Origin of the sequence: Marinoscillum sp., from assembly GCF_965229915.1 — a bacterium.
In the GTDB taxonomy this organism is placed as follows: domain Bacteria; phylum Bacteroidota; class Bacteroidia; order Cytophagales; family Cyclobacteriaceae; genus Marinoscillum.
Map to the genome: position 1 here is coordinate 1,741,534 of NZ_CBDDJZ010000001.1, position 17,260 is coordinate 1,758,793.

Genomic DNA, 17,260 nt, shown 5'->3' on the forward strand with positions numbered 1-17,260 from the left:
CGCTCCATATTGAACCACTTATCAAACAAATTCTCATCAAGTATGGGAATCTTGTGGATCTTTTCATTGTCATTCGTCCTGACTTTTTCATCTGCTTTTGCCGCACAAAGTGTTCAGGAAGAAGAAGTAAAGACCGAGGAGAGATGTTTGGTCAGATGTTCCTCTCATGAGATTTTTCTTCCAACTAGAAAAGAAGAGCTTCAGCTTCTCGTTATTTCGAAAGAAAAGCCTTTCACAACACCACTTACATCAGTAGAGCCTGAGGTATCTCGATTATATGCGCTCTATTGTCAATGGGTTTTCTATGGATAAGAAGGTAATGGCAGCTTGCTGCACAACCATCTTATTCATTTCTAGCAAAACCAAATTGACATGCAATCAACTGTTAAAGAGCTACAGGCACATCCTGCACATCCTGTACGTATAGACGAGTCTGAATTGATCAACTATCAATTCAGTAAAAATGAAGTATTGAATTCACCGGAGGCCATCAGGAGAAGATGGATAGATCTAAACCGATGTGAAGCGCTCGGCAATCTACATAAGACACCTTGTACCCTTGTTTTCGAAAGTGATACTGGCAAACTGATCCAACTGGAAGCGCTTATCTGGGCCGTGACCATGAAAAGCGTCTTGCTTAAGAGTGGGCGGCTGATTCCGGTGAGCTGTATCTATGAAGTTCTAATGTGATTATCACGTACATCTCATTCTGTACTGAAAAGCCTCTTCTGTTACAATTCGAATAATCGATATAAAATGGAGGCTCAAAGGTGAAAGATTCAACTATCACCATGCCTGAATTTATCATTAGTGAGTCAATCAAACTGATTAATCTGCTCCTTTAAACTGACCATGCTGGAAAAGCACACCATATTAAGCCACTTATCGAACCAATTCTCATCAAGTATGAGAATCTTATGGATCTTTTCATTGTCATTCGTCCTGACCTTTTCATCTGCTATTGCGACCCAAAGTATTCAGGAAGAAGAAGTCAAAACTGAGGAAAGATGTCTGGTAAAAAGCTCTTCATTCCAACTGACATTCCCCGAAAAGGAAGAACCTGGTCGACTCAGCCATCAGGTTAAAAAACATTTTATATCCCCTTTAGCATCAGCTACCTCCAATGATGCAACCAAAAAGTTTGTTCTCCATTGTCAATGGATTTTCTATGAGTAGAGAAGACTAGTGTACCCCCACACTATTTCAAAAAACTAATTTTCTCATATTCAAAATCAAAATTGACAATGCAAACTCTTGTTCAAGAAGTACAGGTTCATCCTGTGAAAATAGATAAGTCTGAATTGAGTAATTACCAATTCAGCAAAAAGGAAGTTTTACATTCAAAGGAAGCTATCGATCAACGATGGAGAGACCTAAACCGAGGTATGGCACTTGGCAACCTTCATAAGGTTCCTTGTACTATTGTTTTCCAAAGTGATCAAGGTGAATTGGTCAAACTAGAAGCGACCATTTGGGCTGTGACCATGACAAGCATCTTGCTTAAAAGTGGACGTTTGATACCGATTAGCTGTATCCATGAAGTGATACTGTAGCAATTAAATTGAGGCCGTCTTAGTACGGCCTCAGTTTTTCATAATTGTTGGTTAAGTGACAGCCTATCCAAACTTTTGATTTAACACCACATTTTCCTGTTCCCGTCCCTACCGATTTTTCTCTATCTTCATTCTTCAAAATAGTAAAGTATGAAGAAGTGGTTCCCATTTGCCTTGCTGGCAATACTGGCTGCGTGTGCGCAACCTCCAAAAAGCACATCCCTCACTGAGTTATTACAATCAGCTTCAGGCATCTCCGGAAAAGCTGAATACCTGCCAAGTCCATTCGTAGCGGCTGGAGATCGCATCTACGCTGTAGGTCATCAGGATGGATCGTTTCCTGATTTGGGCTGGCATGTCACCGGTGAGATGGGCGGCATCTGGGATCATCCGATCAAACTAATGGATGGCTACACGCTGGGCATTAGCACCGGAGAAAGTTATTACTGTCTGAACCAGGCATCCGAGTTCATTAACTATCCAATGGGCAATATTCACCGATTTGAATTAAACGAAAATCTCAGCGCAACGCGGATGCAATTTGTTCCTGATGGACTGGAAGGGATGATCGTTGAGTATACACTGACCAACTCATCGGATCAACCGATGGAGCTCGAACTGGAGTTTGCTGGTATGGTGGATCTCAGGCCTGTTTGGCTAGGAGAAAGACTTGATCTGGAAGATGGCACTGATTTTGGCATATTTGACAAGGGCATCCAGGGTTGGGTCGCTAAAGACTCATTGAACCCGTGGTATACGGCAATCAATACCGATCAGGAAGTAAAGGGCTGGAGCCAACCACGCACTCAATGCTCCTATGACAGAAAAGGGAAAGGATTGGATCTGGCCCTAACGTCTTCCATCAATATCTCTCCTGGAGGACAAAAAGCAGTCACGTATTTCATCACTGGATCTTATCAATCAAAGGATCATCTGAAAGAAACACTCTACAAGCTTCAAGAAAATCCTGTGGCTTTGTTAACTGCCAAAATGGGGCGTTATGACTCCATTCGCAACACAGCCAAACTAACCATTCCTGACAAGCAAGTACAGGAAATGTACACCTGGACCAAGTACAATACCGACTGGATGATGCGCGACGTACCAGAGCAAGGTCGCGGACTCTCTGCAGGTATTCCAGATTACCCCTGGTGGTTTGGGACCGACAACACCTATTCCCTGCAAGGGCTATTAGCAACCGGCCAGCACGAAGAAGTCAAGGCGACTATAGATCTGATATTCAAACTTTCAGTGTCGGTCAATGACAATGGGCGCATCATGCATGAGGCGAGCACCAATGGAGTGGTCTTTAATCCTGGCAACCTCAACACTACACCTTACTTCATTCATTTGCTATGGAAATATTATGAATGGACGGGAGACCAGACATTACTGGAAGAAGTGTATCCCAAAGTGCAAAAAGGCCTGCAATGGCTGGAGGCACAGGACAATGACGGCAATGGCTATCCCGATGGTGCAGGCATGATGGAGATCCACGGTTTGCACTCTGAAATGATCGATGTGGTGGTATACAGTCAGGCGGCTTATGCATCGGCGGCTAAAATGGCCGAACAACTGCATGATCATGAAAGCGAAGAAGCATATACAGAAAAGGCCGAGCAGCTGAAAACACAAATCAACTCTGACTGGTGGGTGGACCAATCTAACTCCTATGCTGATTTCCGCACATCTCGAGTGGAAACGCTACAACTCATCGAAGATGCGATCATCCGGGCAGACACCATCAACAAACCATGGGCAGTGGAAGAACTCGAACAAGTTAAAAGCCAAGTTGGCCGACTGAGAGATAATCGAGTGCAAGGATTTGTGGTGCACCACAACTGGGTGGTGAACACTCCCATGGAACTCGGAATAGCCGATCCGGAAAAGGCTGAAAAAGCACTGGAAACAGCCGCGAACTTTGCCAGCAAATACGGCATGTACGTGACCGGTATCGATCGGGACGAGTCCACAGAAGCCTCCTCCAAATGGGAAGTGTTTAGCTACGTGGGCGCTGTGATGACCTTGCCTACTGGTGTACAGGCAATTGGCGAGGCACGCCATGGAAATGCCGACAAATCTCTTGAATACCTGAAAATGCTGAGCAATGGCTTTAGTTATGCATTGCCTGGCTCTATGTATGAAGTAAGTCCCGACTATGGCATGATCTGCCAGGCCTGGAACATCTATGCAGTGGGCACGCCGATCATCGAACACTACTTCGGTGTGAAGCCACGTGCCTATGAGCAGAAAGTCATCATCGAGCCCAACTTCCCCTCTACCTGGACCAACGCGAAGCTGGAGAACATCCGGGTTGGTGACAATGTGCTATCCATTGAGAAGAAAGGTGATGAGATCTTGGTGAGCCAGAAACTGGACTGGGAGGTGGATATTAAATGAAGTTCAAACCTTAAATTAACTCAGCCCTTCATAGAGTTATGTCCAAACAAGACCAAGTTAACACTCAACACTCCAGGTCTTTGGTGATAACACCAAAGATGGCTGGGTGAGTGATGGAAAAATATTCGAGACTTCCCTTACTTTCCCTATTTTAGTAGTTCATGGATTTCATCTCTGACCCGATCTACGTCTTGTCTGTCCTTTGCCTCATGGTCCTACTGTCCATTTACGCTGGCAAAACTCGTTCGGAAAGCAGTTCGGAGCAGCACTTTTGGTCATCCTGTTTACTGCGGTCATTGCCAACCTGGCGCTGATTCCAGCAGCATCGAATAGCATTGAGTTGTATAACGGTATTTTCACGTATGTTGCTCCTATTTCCATCTTACCTGGGGTTTCTCCTGGTTTATTTGCTTTGACACCGTTCTGAAAGTGTCACTTATTGCGGTATAGCTGAGACAGCTTCTTCTCAATCAACACTTTGTAAGCCTCTTTCATCCTTTCCGAAAGAAATGATTTCTCAATGAATTCAGTCCAGATAGGGCCTATTTTTTGGTATTTATTCAACACATTCTCAGCTGTCTTTTCGGGCATCCCAGAAGAGGTCATTGCCGAATAGAAATCGTTGACTTTCAATCGCTTCTTTTTACCACATAAGGTAAGCGCCAGTTCTTCATCATCTCCTTCAACAACCAATGCCGAACTGACCAGATCATATGCCGGAGCTAGTTCATATCCTTGCTCTTGCCTGATTAATGAAAAATTCTTGAGATGCATATCAGCATTCCCTGTTAAGAAACCAAACAAGGTGAGCTCATAAAATCTCACCAGATCAAGGCCCGGCTTACTGCTGCTCCTTTTGATTTCTTTGGCAATTTGTTCGTGGGAGGATTTGTATTTGTCTTCCGTTAATCGACCGAGCAACTGGCACATATCTTCCATGTGGATCTTCTTACCGCTTTGTCGATCCATTCGCTTGGTGATATAAGCTCGTTCGCCAGATTTCAAAACAACCAATGAATGGTCTGCAGTAGGGATTTTGGACAGTTGAGCCAAATGCATGGTCAGATCTTCAATCTCTGGAAGTTCTTCCCAAATGGGTGATTGAGGTTTCAAAATATACTCACCCCAAAGTCCCACAATGGTGAGCTTGTTGGTTTGTTTATCAGGCTTATCAATGGTCAACGAAAGTTTAGGCTGTACCCCTGTGACAGTAGACTTGCCTTGGATCATTCGATCAGCTAACTGAAGCAAATCAGCTTCCAAATAAGGGATTTGAGGCATGGTTGGCGATCCAAAAATCTTTCTGCTACACTTCGTGTGAAACAGTTTGTCTGATTCCTTATAACAATACAAGCACCTCATAATGATTCGATGGATACCGCCCCAATACAATCCTTACAAGCAACCAGCAAAATACCCATGCGATCTTTGCTATTGATTTTCCAGTTTTTCTCTACAATATCCAGGATCCAACCCTCTGGAATTAGTCCATCAAAAAAGGGAAACAACACAGTGGAATGATAAGGTTGATGCTGTAAAGGCAAAGTCAAACTAATTGAGGGTTTATGGTTATCAACATATTCCTTTTCATACTGAAAGTGATAACCTGCCTCATCTTCTGTCAATATTCCAGCCCAATCATCCTGGTATAATACTTTAGCGCTTCTCATCTCCATTCGATTTAACGGGACCCAGCTCATATCCAAATAAGCCTAATACTTGATTCACTTTATCCATTCGAAGAGTTGGTTTACCCTGCTCCAGTTCACGAACAAAACGTAATCCAACACCAGCAGCAAAAGAGAGGTCCTCTTGAGTCATCCCGGCATTTTTACGTTCGCTTTTAATTAAATTAGACAATGAATGATCTTTCATATTATACCCTTTAAGGTGTAATTTAATAAATAGTCATGATATTATACCCGAAAAGGTATATTTATATTTTCCAACCCGTAATTATACCCTTTAGGGTATAATCCGTTCATTTCCACTCATTGACCTCATTCACCATCCACCAAATTCAAACAATTATTTTCATTGGGTTGTATTAATTTCCTGAATACTTAATCTCAACCTGATTCATACCTATGCAAAAAATCATCTTTCCTTTCCTGGCAATCGCTCTGCTTGCGTGTAAGCAGGAGCCAAAAACAACTATTGAACCATGGGTTCCATACGATCAGTCAGCTGAAATAGCTGCCAATGCCGAACACGAATCCCGACGAATGCAGTACAAACTCATTCAATCTCAGGTATCTGACAAGAACGACCTTTGGGCACAGATTCAACCACAAATCACTTATTTCGGTGAAGAAGATTACCAGGCCCTGAAGCCACTGATTCTAAATCAGAACATTCCCACGCTTCAAGAACATGTACAGTCTGGGAAGCTGACTTACGAGCAGCTGACACAATGGTACCTGTACCGTATTGTGAAATACGAAAATGATTCGGCCATGTACCTCAACAATATCATTTCCATCAATCCCAATGCAGTGGAGCTGGCAAGAGCATGCGATGAGAACAAATCTGCCAATAACCACCCACTCTACGGGATGCCCGTACTCCTCAAGGACAATGTGAATTTTGAAGGATTACCAACTACTGCAGGGACCTACTTATTACGTGGTAATGATGCAGCCGATGCGTTCATCGTGGATCGAATACAGGACAAGGGAGGAATTATTCTCGGTAAAACAACGCTAAGCGAATGGGCCAATTTCCTATGTCTCGGTTGCCCAAATGGCTACAGTGCTGTAGGTGGGCAAACACTGAATCCTTACGGCAGAAAAATATTTGACACAGGTGGATCCAGCTCAGGAAGTGGGTCCGCCATTGCCGCCAACTACGCTGTGGCTGCCATTGGGACCGAAACAAGTGGCTCTATCCTTTCACCTTCTAGTCAGAACTCCCTGGTTGGGCTGAAACCAACAACCGGTCGACTGAGCAGAAGTGGTATTGTACCGCTATCGAGCACGCTGGACACACCCGGTCCGATGACTCGCAGTGTCATAGACAATGCCATATTTATGTCGGCACTGACAGGAGAAGACTCAACTGATCCAGCTACGGTCGGCAAACCGGCTGCACCCAATTACATTGAATCTGTCAAAAATGGCACATTGGAAGGTGTTCGTTTTGGGGTAAATAAGTCATTTTTGGAAGATTCTATTTACGCACTGACCGTGAAGAAACTGGAAGACCTTGGAGGCATCATGGTGGAATTTGAGCCTGCCGAGATGGACTGGTCTGGTTTTGGAGAACTGCTTAGTGGAGACATGCGGATTGATCTACCAACCTATTTAGATCAGTACGCGCCAGATAGCATTACGGCCAGATCGATAGAAGAAATAGTGGCCTATAACTATGAAGATTCTACCGTTAGGATACCATACGGACAAGGTAGATTTGAGCAAATCCTTGATGTGAACAAGACGGAAGAAGGACTGGATTCATTGAGAAACAACCTTCGTGCGGCCGGAAAAGGCTTTTTCGAAGCGGCGTTTGAGCCCAATGAACTAGACTTTGTACTCAGCATCAACAACTGGAATGCCGGACATGCGGCAGCTGCTAATTATCCATGTTTGACAGTGCCGATGGGTTACAGAGAAGATGGCGAACCGGTTGGCCTTACCTTTATAAGTCGTCCGCTCGAGGAAGAACGTCTGCTACAGGTAGGTTATGCTTTTGAGCAGGCCACCAAAGCCAGAAAGATGCCTACGAACTATCAATAAAAAAGAATACCATATGAGAAGGTTGGTTGGCTCGGTTATTTTTACAACTTCATGAGTCAAAACCAACCTTCTCATTTTTTGAGCCTGGCACTGGCGATTTTCATTATGTCCAGCTCAGGCACACTAGGCAGATACATCGAGCTCCCACCTCCTACTATTATTTGGCTCAGATGTGTGATTGGGGCAATCGCATTGCTAATCATCATCAAATCATTTTCTTACGAATTACAAATCAAGCGAAGAAAGGATGCCTTTTTCTTATTTCTTGGAGGAATGCTACTAGGCGGACATTGGGTCACCTACTTTTACGCCTTACAACTGTCTACTGTGGCCATTGGGATGTTGTCTCTTTTCACTTACCCGGTGATTAGTGCCATTTTGGAACCGCTCATATTAAAAACACGGTTTCAGCGATCCACCATTGTTTTGGCCATTATCTCGTTGATTGGCGTTTCGTTCCTCGTACCTGAACTCAGCTTTGATAATCAGTATACTCTGGGGATTGCAGTGGGTATACTTTCTGCATTTTTTTATTCGTTTAGAAACATCATTCTAAAAAAACAAATCAGTGGTCAATCCGGTATGACTCTGATGTTTTATCAACTTTTGGTCATCGCACTAATAGGTTGGCCAATGCTATGGATTGAGTCACCTTCCTGGCAAGAGATTGCATTAAACTGGAAAGCATTGCTCTTTCTAGGGCTATTTACTACAGCTACTGGCCACACACTCTTTACCTTTAGTTTCAAGCATTTCTCAGTAAGCACCGTGAGCATTCTCAGTGCACTTACACCACTTGTCGGTATATTCTATGGATACCTGTTTCTTCAGGAAGTGCCTGGAGAGAGGACTCTTATTGGTGGAGCTCTGATCTTATCAACAGTGATACTAGAAAGTATAGCAACGATTCGGAGAAAATAAAAAAGGAAAGAGCCAGTGTCGCCACCGGCCCTTTTTTGCCACCTAACCTAACCTTGCTTTTATTTACTTCAACCTTAGCTGACTGCTACCAATAAATGAACCATCCGAGTAAATATTGATCTGGTAAACACCTTTAGCTAATTTATCTTCTGGCTTGTAGCTTAGTACCACATGCTTCTTTTGATCAATATTGGAAACTGGTACAGTTGTGTTCAAGCTGGCTGTTGCAGTTGCGTCACTAAACTGAAACTCATTCAGCATGGTATAGCTGATTGTTTTTGATGTATTGCTAGACGTCTGCGAACCATCCGGTGAAGTGATCACGAATGAAAGATTCTCACTTACAGTAGATGGCACATCAAAACCTAACTGAATTTCTTTGGTCTTTTTAGCACTTACCGTAAGCTTATTGCGCTTCTTATGCGCTTCTACACCATAGTTTTCTGAGATGATCTGAGACAACACGTAGTTTTTTGTTACGAGTTCTTCATTACTCACTTCCATCATGGCAATAGCATCTTTTAGGGTACCATTCTCTTTCATCAAAGCCGCCATTTGCTCATTTTGTTTGGCCAATTCTGCATTAAGCTGATCTCTCATATGTTGCAGCTCTGCTAATTGCTTCTTGTAGTCATTAATCGTCATATTGTGAGATTTAGACATGCCATTTAGCTGATCTTCTTTCTTCTTCAAGCGAGCCTCCAAATCAGCTAGCTTTTTATCAAACGTACTAGACTGACCTTTATAGCCTTCAATGTCTTTTTTCAACTTCTCTATTTCCTTTGATAAGGCTAACTTCTCTGAAAGCATTTTTTCGCTTTTGACTTTTTCACCTAATAATGCCTCCTCTGCCTGGGCATTCACCTTAAACAAATACACCGCCGTACCTGTGGCAATGACAAATAAGAGGGTAACAACCAGGGCTACAACGCTCTCTTTAGATTTAGTGATCATGGTTTAGTTTTTTCTATTTGATCACTCTAACGGTGCACCTATTAAAGAAAAATGAAGATGAGATTAATAAAGAATTAAAATGTGATATACTCAAAATGCAGCTCAACAACCGTACCCTGATCAGGAATAGATTCTATCTCCATGGTGGCGTCATGAATATCCATGATCTTTCTGCACAGGTTTAACCCAATGCCGCTGCCCACAAAACCACCGGTATTGCCTCCACGGAAAAATGGCTCACTGACTTTATTCAGCTCCTCAGCGGGGATGCCTATTCCTTCATCCTTAATTATGAAAATAATCTCACCAGTTTTTAAGTACACCTGCACACGGACTTCTGCTCCCTGAGAGTATTTACAGGCATTTTCGATGACATTTTGCAGTACACTTTTCAGCAGTTGTTCATTACCCCTGACGGTTAAAAAACGCTCGTCATCTATTTCACTGGCAAAGTCCACTATAATGGAATTGTCAAAAGTCTTAGACACATCAGTTATTGCCTGCCACAGTACAGTATCCACCCGGACAGGTTGGAAGGATTCCCGAAAGGATTCCACACGGGCAAGTAGTAATAGACGCTCTGCCAGGACTGAAAGCTCACGGACATCCTCTTTGATGGATTTCAAGGTGCTGACGTATTCATTACCAGATCGCTCTTTTAGCAAAAGCACATCTACCTGAGACATGATACTAGTCATAGGTGTTCTCAGTTCGTGTGAGGCGTTGGCAATAAAACTACGTTGGCTTTCGAAAGCCTTCTGAAGACGAGTGAGCATCCTATTGAACGTAATACCCAATACAGCAATTTCATCAGTTCCATTACCTTCCGACACACGTGCATTGATATTAGCAAAACCAATGGCATTGACCTCATGTACTACTCGTGATATAGGCTTCAGAGCTCTACCTGCATAAATCCGAGCTGCAATCGCTATAATAATGACCGAAACGATTCCTACCATTATGAGCAACTCTCTAAGAAAATCTAACTTCCGCTTTCCATAAATATCCTGCCCAGATGCCACGACCACAAAACGCTCATATTGATCGGCGTAAAGTAATCCCAATACTTCTATTTCACCTTGCTTCCAACTCACCTCCTCACCTTCTAACCGAATCTGATTGAAGCGATCGTCATCTATGAAAATGGAGTCCTCAGCATCGGTGGTGAACACCTCCACATTTTTATAATCGTAAATAGTAATTCTCTCACCAGGAAGCTTCAGTGAATTGGCTGCCTCTATTTTCTTTAGCAACAAAGCATCTACTTCCTCTACCTCAATCAATAATCTGGCAGCAGTAGTTGCCCGAGTATTTAGCCGTTGATAAAATTCTTCTTTGCGAAAAGCCGCCGAAAACAAGTAAATGGTAATCGATCCGGCAATCCATAGGACGGTGAATACCAGAATAAACCTTAAGGCAAGTTTTTGTTTAATATTCACGACTCAGCCTCTAGGTCATCCAGAAAATAACCCATTCCCACACGTGTATGAATAAGTTTTGTGGGGAAATCCTTGTCAATTTTCTTTCTCAAGATATTGACATAAACATCCACGACATTGGTACCCGGATCAAAATCAAGATCCCATACTTTTTCTGTAATGTCCATCCTCGATAGCACTCGACCTCTATGACGCATGAGGTATTCCAGTAGCGCAAATTCCTTAGCTGTTAAATCAATTCTAACCTCTCCTCTTAAGGCTGTTTTACGAGCAATGTCCAATTCAAGGTCACCAACTTTAAGTGCTTTTGCATAATCATTGGAATTACGCTTAGACTGTGCTCTGATCCGTGCAATAAGCTCCCGAAAATCAAAAGGCTTGACTAAATAGTCATTTGCCCCCGACTCCAGTCCTTCTACTTTGTCATCAGTTGTCCCCAGTGCGGTCAGCATGATGATTTTGACGTCAGACCCAAGGTTTCGAATCTCCTGACATATCTGAAATCCATTTTTCCCAGGAAGAACAGCATCCAATAACAGTAAGTCAAATGACTGTTGCCTAAACATTCGTATAGCTACATCACCGTCGTAGGCCACACTCACAGCATAGCCTTGCTCTTCCAGTCCAATCTTTAGGTGGTTAGCCACTTTGACCTCATCTTCCACCACTAAGATTTGCATCATGATGATGCACTGAACGGAAACTGATCAAAGAAGTTCTGGAAGTTTACCGGCCGCTTATATAATTATGCGATGACCTGTTTTAGCCGACTGAAAAATGGCCTCCACTACCCTGATATCTCGCAAACCTTCTTCACCAGGAACAATGACCTCTGACTTATTGATTATAGCTAGTGCATCATCATCCATTTGTTTAGCTTGTTCGTTTTCGATGGGTGTATTTAGTTTTATTCCATCGCTGGTAGTGCCTTTGATGCCATTGTAGGCTTGAAATGGAGACAGTCCGTACCACCCATTTTCACAATTCACTTTGAGGTCATTAAGGTTAGCTCCAAAACTGGTTTTACAATTTGCTACTGCTCCACTGGGAAACTCCAGCTTAAATGTAGTGGTCTCATCCACCTCATCATATATCTCAGGACGAGTGGTACTATGCTCCGCGGTTACAGCAATGGGTTCTTCCCCAGTCACATACCTGGCCGCATTCAACGAATAAACGCCCATGTCATACATGGCCCCACCACCCATTTCTTTACGGAGTTTCCAGTGATCAGTACTTCCGTTGTAAAAGCCTGCCTCCGCAGATAGAGACTGAATAGCTCCATAAGGTTTTGTTTCCGCCCATTTGATGATGCGCTGAGTGTTTGGTTCGTGTTGCATGCGATACCCTATCGATAAATAGCGTTTGTTCTTCTGACAAGCATCAATGATAGACTGGCATTCGGCCACTGTTTTAGCCATCGGCTTCTCGCACCACACATGCTTGCCGGCATTGGCTGCCATGATTGAGTATTCTGCGTGCATGGAATTGGGCAATACTATGTAGACGACATCTATCTCATCATTATTGGCCAGCTCATCCATGTTCTGATAGTTGTAGATGTTTTGATCTTTGATTCCATACTTACTCTGCCAAATCGGTATTTTCGATGGAGAGCCTGTAACAATTCCTCTCAGTTCACAATTCTGAGTAAGCTGGAGTGCCGGGGCCAACAAATCGGTGCTGTAATACCCCAAACCAACCAATGCCACTCCCAACCTCCTTTTTTGAGGAATGATGATATTGGCAAAAGTGGATGCAGGTAAAGCAGCCATGGAAGTGGCAGCTACTACTTTTCTAACGAATTCACGGCGTTTAATGGAGCTCATACTTGATCTATTTCCTTCAAGATACTGAAATTCATAGCCACACTCAATTTCTCACTGTACCAGTAAACACACTCACGTTGCTATTAAAAGGATTACCAGAAGATCGTCGCATCAACACTACTTGCCCCACATGCCAAAGGGCATCAGCAATAGGACCATTAAGCTGATTCCAGAAGGGATATGTCTTATCAGAACCTTCAAAAGTAATAAGCAAATCATCCAGCTTCACCTTACCAGATTTCAAGGTATTACTGGCCTCCTCTATACTTGACAAAGTGGAAGCCCTCAATTCTTCAAAGGACATTTCGGATACATCTACCGCCGTTTGGTTTTGCTGGCGTGTAGTACAGAGCAAAAAATTTGCTAAGCCATGAATGTGCTCTAATGTCTCACGAGATGTCCTACCTTCCTCTGAAGGTTTATAGGCCAAATCCTCGGCTCTCAAACTGTCAGTAGCCCAGTAATACCTAAAACCTAATCCATCAATCATTCTGGCTGTAGCTGTTTCGGCCGTGAATTCCTCAGGGTAATCTGGGATTTGTGAATAAGGTAGTCCAGATTGTGCCTGAAGAAGACTAGTGATGAAAAGTGTCGTAATTGTAAAAAAATATCTCATTTGGTAGTTGGTTAGTCTAACTAATATCACGTTACATGACACCCGAAGATTCCGAATTTATGTGAATGGCTTTCACCATTTTGAAAAAATGATTCTTGTTTTGAGATGAAATGGGTATAAAAACCATCCTGAAGAGGCTTTTCGAGTGTTGGCAAGGTCATTGGACCCTAACGAATAAAAACTCGAAACATTATGAGAACCTTACTTTATATTATCGCTTTGGTATTAGTCATTGGATGGTTGCTAGGCTTTTTCGTTTATAGCGCCGGACAATTAATCCACGTACTCCTGGTCATCGCCGTTATTGCGTTGCTGGTCGGAGTAATTAAGCGTGCTTAGATATTCAATGAACCACCTCAAAGCATCCTCACTTCAAAATGAATTCAATGGTCGAATCTTGTAATAGTTGTGGATGTTTTGGGGTTTATTCTAAAATCGACTCACCGTTCAAATCCGTAGTTAATACCTCACTCATCAAATCAAAAAATGGCCTTAACCGTTGAAATCCGTCATTCAATTTCAACATAAAGTTGTCGGCCAATACCTCTTCATCTGTGAATGAATGCTCCAGATAAAACTGTTTGTGACGAATCAACTCAATCGCTTCATCTTCTTGATCAAAACCTTTAGGTGAAGTTTTCACTTTTTCCCCTTTAAGCGATCCAAAATAATTCTTGAATTCTTTATTCTCAAGCACCTCAAAGAAAGGGTCTGGAAATTGGCTCACTTGCTTGCGTATGTGGAGTAAATCCTGTGAATTAGGACCAAAGAAACCACCAGCAAGAAATGAGTTCCCTGGCTCTATCTGAAAATAATAACCTCCTCGTAAATAGTGAGTAGCGCGTTTGAAGTTGCCTGCCAGATAGGGTTTATAAGGCGTTTTATCTTTAGAAAAGCGTACATCCCGATAAATACGATACACACGACCCTTCTCAATCTGATCGTGCTCTTTCATCAATTCAAGCGACTCAGTATGAAACGCTTTAAAACAGTCGTAAATTTTTTGATAGCGTGGCTTATTTAGGTCAAACCACTCCCGATCATTGTTTTGAGAAAGATCTTTTAAGAAGTCAAAGGTTTCCTGCGTAATGGTTTTCATGGAGCTCAAGATAAACAAAAAGAGGCCTCAAAGAGACCTCCTTTTCCAATGTTAACCCAAATTCAAATCTTTGTGGTTAGGCACTTGCCTTCACCGCTTTATTTTTCACCGATGCAATTTTATTAATGGCATCCACATAAGCTTTTACAGAAGCAATGATCATGTCTTTGTGTACTCCAAAGCCCAAATAATGCTGATCATCGTACTTCACCCTTAGGTGCACTTTACCATCATCATCCCTGTTTCCCATGGACTGCACGAGGAACTCATCCATATCAAAGGTGTCTCCAAGAATCTGATCGACTGCCCGGAAAGCTGCATCTACAGAGCCCGTACCCGTGGCTGATGCATGAAGCACTTCATTGCGCACTTCCAGCTCTACAGTAGCTGATGGGAATACGTTCTCACCACAGATAATCTGCACATTTTTGAGTTTGATTCCTCCTTCAGGCAAAGAGCCTTCTACCAGAACAATCAAATCTTCATCGGTTACATCTTTCTTCTCGTCAGCCATTTTCAAGAACTCTTCATAGACTTCTTCCACTCGCTTCTCGTCCAGATTGTAACCCAATCGGTCCAGGTGGTATTTTAAGGCTGCCTTTCCACTTCTTGCAGTAAGGATAATAGACGACTGAGGGATTCCAACATCCTCAGGATTCAAGATTTCATAGTTTTCTCTGTGCTTAATCACTCCATCCTGGTGGATTCCCGATGAGTGAGCAAAAGCGTTCCTACCAACTACTGCCTTATTCGGCTGCACCGGCATGCGCATCATCTTACTCACGAGTAAACTTAGTGGATAGATGTGCTTGCTGTTGATGTTGGTATGCACGTCAATGTCCTTGTGCGTCTTCATGATCATGGCCACTTCTTCCAAAGAAGTGTTCCCTGCACGCTCACCGATTCCATTGATAGTCACTTCCACCTGTCTGGCTCCATTCAGGACTCCTGCCATGGTGTTGGCAGTGGCCAATCCAAGGTCATTGTGACAGTGGCAAGAAAGGATCGCTTTGTCTACGCCTTTCACATTTTCTTTAAGGAATTTGATTTTGGCACCGTACTCTTCTGGCAAGCAATACCCCGTAGTATCGGGTATGTTCACCACAGTGGCCCCCGCAGCAATGACCGCTTCTACCATTCGAGCCAGATACTCATTGTCGGTTCTTCCTGCATCTTCGCAGTAAAACTCCACATCCTCCACGTACTTCTTGGCATACTTGGTAGCAGCTACGGCACGCTCCAAAATCTTCTCACGATCACTTTTGAACTTGTACTTGATGTGGTAATCAGAAGATCCGATACCGGTATGAATTCGCTTGCGCTTTGCATATTTCAGCGCGTCAGCTGCAAAGTCAATGTCTTTTTCTACAGAACGTGTGAGTGCGCAGATCACAGGCTCAGAAACTGCTTTAGAGATTGCAATCACTGAGTTAAAATCCATTGGACTGGAAATGGGAAATCCAGCTTCGATAATGTCCACGCCAAGAATCTCCAGCTCCTTGGCTATCTCAATCTTCTCAGGGGTAGACAATTGACAGCCAGGGACTTGCTCTCCATCTCTTAGTGTGGTATCAAATACATATACTTTATCACTCATGATTGTATCTTTTTAAGTTGTGACTGCTGCCCTGATCCGGTCTACGACCTGCTGACCAATGGCATCAGTTCCCAATATTTTATCTTTAGGTGTGTTGTTTCCTGCTATGTCTGAAGTTCGGTAACCATCCTTCAGTACGGCATCCACTGCATCAATTACCGCCTGAGCTTCTTCTTTCATTCCAAAGGAAATATCCAGAAGAAGAGCAGTGGAAAGAATAGTTGCAAGTGGGTTGGCTATATTTTGTCCGGCAATGTCTGGTGCCGATCCGTGAATTGGTTCATAAATACCTACACTATCTCCTACCGAAGCAGAAGCAAGCATTCCCAATGAACCGGCAATTTGAGAAGCCTCGTCAGTCAAAATATCACCGAACATATTTCCCGTCACGACCACATCAAATTGTTTTGGATCTTTGATCAACTGCATGGCTGCATTATCAATGAACATGTGGATCAATTTGACCTCAGGATAGTTCTTAGCCACTTCGTTGACCGTTTCTCTCCAGAGTCTGGATGATTCCAATACATTCGCCTTGTCAATCGAATGAACGATTTTTCTTCTAGTCATTGCCGCATCAAAGGCCTTCTCTGCTATCCGTCGCACTTCCATTTTGGAGTAACGCATCGTATCGATGGCTACTTCTCCATTTTCCTGTCGCTCACGCGGCTCCCCAAAGTAAATGCCACCCGTAAGTTCTCTGAAAAACAGGATATCGGCTCCTTTCAGGATTTCAGGCTTGATGCTACTGGCATGCGCCAACTCGTCAAATATCTGGATCGGACGAATGTTGGTGTAAAGCCCGAGAGACTTTCTGATTTTTAGAAGTCCTTGCTCAGGTCTTACTTTCTTGGATGGGTCATTGTCATACATCGGGTGACCAACAGCTCCCAGAAGAATCGCGTCAGCCTTTTTACATGCCTGGAGTGTTTCATCAGGCAAAGGTTCTCCGGTTGCTTCGATGGCCGCATGCCCAATTAGATGGTTCTCAAAAGAGAAGGTATGGCCGAAAGCATCAGCGATATTTTTTAAAACATCATTACCCCATGCTGTTACTTCCGGCCCGATACCGTCTCCTCCAAGTACTACTATATTTTTATTTGCCATTCTGCTTT

The 17,260-nt window shown here is 43.2% G+C and carries 20 protein-coding genes; 8 read left to right on the forward strand and 12 right to left on the reverse strand.

Translation table 11 applies throughout. The annotated features are described in order from the left end of the window. Positions 1 to 42 precede the first annotated feature (42 nt). The 5 genes from ACO067_RS07530 to ACO067_RS07550 all read left to right on the forward strand — a co-directional run bounded on the left by ACO067_RS07530 (position 43) and on the right by ACO067_RS07550 (position 3,953). Complete coding sequence (locus ACO067_RS07530) at positions 43 to 312, forward strand: hypothetical protein (RefSeq protein ID WP_421872602.1); 270 nt, start codon at positions 43 to 45, stop codon at positions 310 to 312. Positions 313 to 372: 60 nt separating this feature from the next. Next, positions 373 to 690, forward strand: coding sequence for a hypothetical protein (locus tag ACO067_RS07535; protein WP_421872604.1), 318 nt, complete (start codon positions 373 to 375; stop codon positions 688 to 690). Between the two features lie 216 nt (positions 691 to 906). Further along, on the forward strand, positions 907 to 1,176 hold the full coding sequence (locus ACO067_RS07540) for a hypothetical protein (RefSeq protein WP_421872606.1): 270 nt from the start codon (positions 907 to 909) through the stop codon (positions 1,174 to 1,176). Between the two features lie 68 nt (positions 1,177 to 1,244). Then, a complete protein-coding gene (locus ACO067_RS07545; protein WP_421872608.1) occupies positions 1,245 to 1,553 on the forward strand; it encodes a hypothetical protein in 309 nt (102 codons plus the stop codon). A 150-nt stretch (positions 1,554 to 1,703) separates the two neighbouring features. Further along, on the forward strand, positions 1,704 to 3,953 hold the full coding sequence (locus ACO067_RS07550) for a glycogen debranching protein (protein WP_421872610.1): 2,250 nt from the start codon (positions 1,704 to 1,706) through the stop codon (positions 3,951 to 3,953). A gap of 207 nt (positions 3,954 to 4,160) precedes the next feature. Here the strand turns inward: ACO067_RS07550 and ACO067_RS07555 are convergent, their stop codons facing one another. The 4 genes from ACO067_RS07555 to ACO067_RS07570 all read right to left on the reverse strand — a co-directional run bounded on the left by ACO067_RS07555 (position 4,161) and on the right by ACO067_RS07570 (position 5,828). Further along, positions 4,161 to 4,334 carry a hypothetical protein gene (locus ACO067_RS07555; RefSeq protein WP_421872612.1) on the reverse strand — a complete coding sequence of 58 codons (174 nt, stop codon included), beginning with the start codon at positions 4,332 to 4,334 and terminating at the stop codon, positions 4,161 to 4,163. Positions 4,335 to 4,385: 51 nt separating this feature from the next. Beyond that, entirely contained in the window at positions 4,386 to 5,234 is an 849-nt protein-coding gene (locus ACO067_RS07560) for a HipA domain-containing protein (protein ID WP_421872614.1), read from the reverse strand. A gap of 77 nt (positions 5,235 to 5,311) precedes the next feature. After that, positions 5,312 to 5,623 carry a HipA N-terminal domain-containing protein gene (locus tag ACO067_RS07565; RefSeq protein WP_421872616.1) on the reverse strand — a complete coding sequence of 104 codons (312 nt, stop codon included), beginning with the start codon at positions 5,621 to 5,623 and terminating at the stop codon, positions 5,312 to 5,314. Further along, the gene (locus ACO067_RS07570) at positions 5,610 to 5,828 is read right to left on the reverse strand and encodes a helix-turn-helix transcriptional regulator (protein ID WP_421872618.1); all 219 of its coding nucleotides are present in this window, start codon (positions 5,826 to 5,828) and stop codon (positions 5,610 to 5,612) included. The genes ACO067_RS07565 and ACO067_RS07570 overlap by 14 nt, the downstream gene beginning before the upstream one ends. Positions 5,829 to 6,040: 212 nt before the next feature. Between ACO067_RS07570 and ACO067_RS07575 the strand changes: the two genes are divergently transcribed. After that, positions 6,041 to 7,687, forward strand: a complete 1,647-nt coding sequence (locus ACO067_RS07575; protein ID WP_421872620.1) for an amidase family protein — start codon at positions 6,041 to 6,043, stop codon at positions 7,685 to 7,687. Between the two features lie 51 nt (positions 7,688 to 7,738). Then, a complete protein-coding gene (locus tag ACO067_RS07580; protein ID WP_421872622.1) occupies positions 7,739 to 8,608 on the forward strand; it encodes a DMT family transporter in 870 nt (289 codons plus the stop codon). Positions 8,609 to 8,671: 63 nt separating this feature from the next. Here the strand turns inward: ACO067_RS07580 and ACO067_RS07585 are convergent, their stop codons facing one another. From ACO067_RS07585 to ACO067_RS07605, 5 genes are all read right to left on the reverse strand, one after another. Beyond that, on the reverse strand, positions 8,672 to 9,562 hold the full coding sequence (locus ACO067_RS07585) for a hypothetical protein (protein WP_421872625.1): 891 nt from the start codon (positions 9,560 to 9,562) through the stop codon (positions 8,672 to 8,674). 74 nt (positions 9,563 to 9,636) lie between these two features. Then, the gene (locus ACO067_RS07590; RefSeq protein ID WP_421872627.1) at positions 9,637 to 11,004 is read right to left on the reverse strand and encodes an ATP-binding protein; all 1,368 of its coding nucleotides are present in this window, start codon (positions 11,002 to 11,004) and stop codon (positions 9,637 to 9,639) included. Next, positions 11,001 to 11,684: a response regulator transcription factor gene (locus ACO067_RS07595; protein WP_421878282.1), complete on the reverse strand. Its 684-nt coding sequence runs from the start codon at positions 11,682 to 11,684 to the stop codon at positions 11,001 to 11,003. Before ACO067_RS07595 ends, ACO067_RS07590 begins: the two co-directional genes overlap by 4 nt. Positions 11,685 to 11,741: 57 nt before the next feature. Then, complete coding sequence (locus ACO067_RS07600; protein ID WP_421872629.1) at positions 11,742 to 12,833, reverse strand: Gfo/Idh/MocA family protein; 1,092 nt, start codon at positions 12,831 to 12,833, stop codon at positions 11,742 to 11,744. 43 nt (positions 12,834 to 12,876) lie between these two features. Further along, entirely contained in the window at positions 12,877 to 13,449 is a 573-nt protein-coding gene (locus tag ACO067_RS07605) for a hypothetical protein (RefSeq protein ID WP_421872631.1), read from the reverse strand. A gap of 192 nt (positions 13,450 to 13,641) precedes the next feature. On the opposite strand from ACO067_RS07605, the gene ACO067_RS07610 reads away from it, so the two are divergent. Continuing rightward, a complete protein-coding gene (locus tag ACO067_RS07610; protein ID WP_421872633.1) occupies positions 13,642 to 13,788 on the forward strand; it encodes a lmo0937 family membrane protein in 147 nt (48 codons plus the stop codon). An 85-nt stretch (positions 13,789 to 13,873) separates the two neighbouring features. Here the strand turns inward: ACO067_RS07610 and ACO067_RS07615 are convergent, their stop codons facing one another. The 3 genes from ACO067_RS07615 to leuB all read right to left on the reverse strand — a co-directional run bounded on the left by ACO067_RS07615 (position 13,874) and on the right by leuB (position 17,252). Beyond that, complete coding sequence (locus ACO067_RS07615) at positions 13,874 to 14,548, reverse strand: DUF2461 domain-containing protein (protein ID WP_421872635.1); 675 nt, start codon at positions 14,546 to 14,548, stop codon at positions 13,874 to 13,876. Between the two features lie 76 nt (positions 14,549 to 14,624). Continuing rightward, entirely contained in the window at positions 14,625 to 16,145 is a 1,521-nt protein-coding gene (locus ACO067_RS07620; protein ID WP_421872637.1) for a 2-isopropylmalate synthase, read from the reverse strand. Positions 16,146 to 16,157: 12 nt separating this feature from the next. Next, complete coding sequence (gene leuB / locus ACO067_RS07625) at positions 16,158 to 17,252, reverse strand: 3-isopropylmalate dehydrogenase (protein WP_421872639.1); 1,095 nt, start codon at positions 17,250 to 17,252, stop codon at positions 16,158 to 16,160. Positions 17,253 to 17,260 lie beyond the last annotated feature (8 nt).